Raw genomic sequence first — 3,476 nt, forward strand, 5'->3', positions numbered from 1 at the left:
AATTACTACGTAATTCTTCTCGTAATGACGGAAAAGCAGGTCCACGCAACAATGCCCACTCGCAATAACGATTATTGAGCCATGCAACAAAGCCTTTAGTCGCGGCTTTGTTGCGTGGCTCAATTTCGTTTCTGTCCATCCCGCGAACTTGTAGCGGGATCCAGTTAAAAATACTAAAATTATTAGTATTTTTATTGTGTTTTGGATACCATGGTCAAGTCACGGTATGACACCGAACGGATTTTTCGGTTCACACGGGTGATACCTCCTCGCAATGACGGAAAAACCGCTCCATGTCGGGCGATGTTAAGCCATTCAATAAAATCTAAATATTTCTTAGCATTATTTTACTTAATTCAAAATTCAAGTGTGAGAAGTTTATCTCTTCAAACCCTTTTCTTGGAATAATAATCATTGCGAATTTTATAGCATTAAGCTTAGAATCGCTAACAATAATTCTAATCAGATGTCTTATACGCCTTTTAATTTTGTTGCGAACCACAGCTTTTTTATTTAGCTTTTTGCTAACTTTGATTCCTAAAAAGGTGTTATATTTTGATTCAAGGAAGATTTTTGGAAGTTTTTTGGCTATTACCAAAATAAAATATCTCTCATGGAACTTCTTTCCAAGCTTATTTATAAGATCAAATTCTTTTTGATTTTTTAAAGAGGTAATAGACAATTTGATAAGTCAGATTATTTTAAACAGATAATTTATGTCTACCTTTAGCACGACGTTTTCTTAAAATTGCTCTTCCGGTTGGAGTAGCCATTCTAGATCTAAAGCCATGTCTTCTTTTTCTAACTAAATTGCTAGGTTGAAATGTACGTTTCATAATATTTATACCGAACGAAAATTAATTACTTGTAACAAAATAAATGTCATTGCGAGGAAAAACTGTAAGTTTTGACGAAGCAATCTCAGGGTTTTATACTATTTCATGAGATTGCCACGCTTCTTTCAGTCGCTCGCAATGACGTTTACTATTTATACTTAAATATGTGTTTTTGCTTGCTCTACGATACTTGCGAATCCATCACTGTTATTGACGGCAAGTTCTGCAAGTACTTTACGATCTATATCGATTTCTGCTTTTTTAAGAGCTCCCATAAATTGAGAGTAAACAAGCCCATGCTTCCTTGCTGCCGCATTTATTCTTTGAATCCATAACCCTCTGAAATCACGCTTACGATTTCTACGGTCTCTGTAAGCATATTGAAGGGCTTTTTCTACTTTTTCAATGGCTACTCTAAAACAGCTATTAGCTCTACCTCTATAGCCTTTGGCTAATTTGAGGATTTTTTTATGTCGATTTTTGGAAATTTTTCCTGATTTTGCACGTGTCATTGCTGTGGCTCCTAATTAAATTAATTTATACCGTATGGTAGAAAATATTTTTTAATATTATATCCGTCTTGAGGACACAGTATTGTAGTTCCTCTAAGGTTACGAATTTGAGCTTTAGTACGACGACGCATAAAATGTTTTTTACCTGCTTGAGATGCGATAACCTTACCGGTAGCAGTAAGTTTAAAACGCTTTTTTACAGCAGATTTTGTTTTTAATTTAGGCATGATTATTCCTTTAAATTGGTATTTACTAAGATTTAAACTGTAATTAGGCATACCAAAGCCACGTACAGATAGAAAACTAGATAATAGTTTTTTTTATTAGTTATTGCAAGATTTTTTTATAAAAATGTATTATAATGTGCTTAACCAATAAATAAATTATTAAAAAATGTTTGGACAAAATCCTAAAAGAAACATATTAAGCGGTGACGGTACTAAGCTAGAGGTACAGTCCATTTTTAAGACTATACAAGGGGAGGGTATTTTTGTAGGTTACCCCGCCATCTTTATTAGGCTTGGAGGGTGTAATCTTGCTTGTAATTTTTGCGATACGGAGTTTGAAGATTTTGAGTTAGTAGATATAGCCGAGATTTTAAATAAAATAGAAAGTTTAGCATTAAATTCTAAAAATGAAAAATCAATTAATTTGGTAGTAATAACCGGCGGCGAGCCGATGCGTCAACCTATAGAATTATTATGTCAGAAGTTATTAGCCCGAGATTTTAAGGTTCAAATAGAGACTAACGGTACGTTATATCGCTCTTTGCCGAATGAAGTGTCTATAATTTGTTCGCCGAAAGCCGGTAAAAACGGTTATAGTAAAATAAGGGAAGATTTATTACCTAAAATTAGTGCAGTGAAATTTATTGTTGCTAAAAATATTTTAGAATATAGCATCATACCGGAAATAGGGCAAACCTCTTATAATATACCGGTTTTTATTCAGCCTATGGATCAAAACGACCAAAGACTTAATGCCGAAAATAATGAGTTAGTAGTAAAATTAGTCCTAGAAAGCGGTGCTAGGTTATCGTTGCAGACTCATAAATTTTTAGGTATTGAGTGAGATACTCGTTTAATTTGAAAAACTAGCATCGTCGTTTTATATTTTTTGTTCCTCACGTAGCTTATCTACGCTGCGGTCAAAAAATATAAAACGCCTTGCTCTCCTCCAAATTAAACCTCGTCTCTCTGAAAATTATTAGTTAAGTTATATAGTATCCTAAAAGTACTTGAATTTTATATTAATTGAAGCTATTATAATCTTTTTTAAGTTTAAAGTGTTGAAATAATGAGCGAAATATTAGAACTCGAAGCGAAATCCCGCACGGAATTCGGTACGGGAGCGGCAAGAGCATTAAGAAGAGAAGGGTGTGTTCCGGCTATTGTTTACGGAGCGGGTAAAACCCCTGTTAGTATTGCTTTGGAAGAAAAGGAAATAACTAAATATTATAGAAAGCCGGCATTTATCTCTCAGTTAATTAATTTAACGATCGATAAGAAAAAATATAAAGTATTACCGAAAGCGGTGGAATTACATCCCGTTACGGATATAGTTCGCCATGTTGATTTTGTCTTTTTAGAAGAGAAAACTCAAAAAATGGAAGTACCTGTAGTATATGAAGGGAAAGAAAGAGCTTTAGGCGTTAAAAGAGGCGGATATTTTAATATAGTAAAAAGAAGAGTTACTTTATTATGTGATGTTAATAACATCCCAAGAAACGTAACTATCGACGTTACTAATATGCCTATTGCTACTTCGCTAAAATCCTCAAAAATAGAATTACCGAAAGGATGTAGTTTTACTACTAAAAAAGAATTTATTCTTGCAACTATTATAGGACGTAGAGGAGCAAAAACTGAAGCTGAAGGTGAACAACAAGCCGTTGAAGCAGGGTAGTAAGATAATTCTCACGATAAGGACTTGCTTAGATACTTAAATCGTCATTGTGAGCGGGCAAGATACCAAAACCGTCATTCCTGCAAGACCTTGTTGCGTAGATATAAAAAAAAGTAGCTGCGAACTAAGAAAAGTAGTAAATCGACAAAAAACTTAACCACAAGTGTGTATGTCAAAGCTACAAAAAGTTTGCAACTGGAAAGAATATAACAGAAGTTTAAAG

The 3,476-nt window shown here is 33.9% G+C and carries 6 protein-coding genes; 2 read left to right on the forward strand and 4 right to left on the reverse strand.

What is annotated here, in order from left to right:
* Positions 1 to 325: 325 nt before the first annotated feature.
* From rnpA to rpmI, 4 genes are all read right to left on the reverse strand, one after another.
* Positions 326 to 682, reverse strand: coding sequence for a ribonuclease P protein component (gene rnpA, locus KYQ89_RS05550; RefSeq protein WP_218460757.1), 357 nt, complete (start codon positions 680 to 682; stop codon positions 326 to 328).
* Between the two features lie 19 nt (positions 683 to 701).
* Positions 702 to 836 carry a 50S ribosomal protein L34 gene (gene rpmH / locus KYQ89_RS05555; protein ID WP_218460758.1) on the reverse strand — a complete coding sequence of 45 codons (135 nt, stop codon included), beginning with the start codon at positions 834 to 836 and terminating at the stop codon, positions 702 to 704.
* 158 nt (positions 837 to 994) lie between these two features.
* A complete protein-coding gene (rplT, locus tag KYQ89_RS05560; RefSeq protein WP_218460759.1) occupies positions 995 to 1,348 on the reverse strand; it encodes a 50S ribosomal protein L20 in 354 nt (117 codons plus the stop codon).
* Between the two features lie 20 nt (positions 1,349 to 1,368).
* Positions 1,369 to 1,575 carry a 50S ribosomal protein L35 gene (rpmI, locus tag KYQ89_RS05565; protein ID WP_202068800.1) on the reverse strand — a complete coding sequence of 69 codons (207 nt, stop codon included), beginning with the start codon at positions 1,573 to 1,575 and terminating at the stop codon, positions 1,369 to 1,371.
* 166 nt (positions 1,576 to 1,741) lie between these two features.
* On the opposite strand from rpmI, the gene KYQ89_RS05570 reads away from it, so the two are divergent.
* Both KYQ89_RS05570 and KYQ89_RS05575 read left to right on the forward strand, forming a co-directional pair.
* Entirely contained in the window at positions 1,742 to 2,419 is a 678-nt protein-coding gene (locus tag KYQ89_RS05570) for a 7-carboxy-7-deazaguanine synthase QueE (protein WP_218460760.1), read from the forward strand.
* A gap of 225 nt (positions 2,420 to 2,644) precedes the next feature.
* Positions 2,645 to 3,253 (forward strand): 50S ribosomal protein L25/general stress protein Ctc, encoded by a 609-nt coding sequence (locus tag KYQ89_RS05575; protein ID WP_218460761.1) that lies wholly within the window; start codon positions 2,645 to 2,647, stop codon positions 3,251 to 3,253.
* Positions 3,254 to 3,476 lie beyond the last annotated feature (223 nt).

It is taken from the genome of Rickettsia sp. TH2014, from assembly GCF_019249195.1.
GTDB classification, from domain to species: domain Bacteria; phylum Pseudomonadota; class Alphaproteobacteria; order Rickettsiales; family Rickettsiaceae; genus Rickettsia; species Rickettsia felis.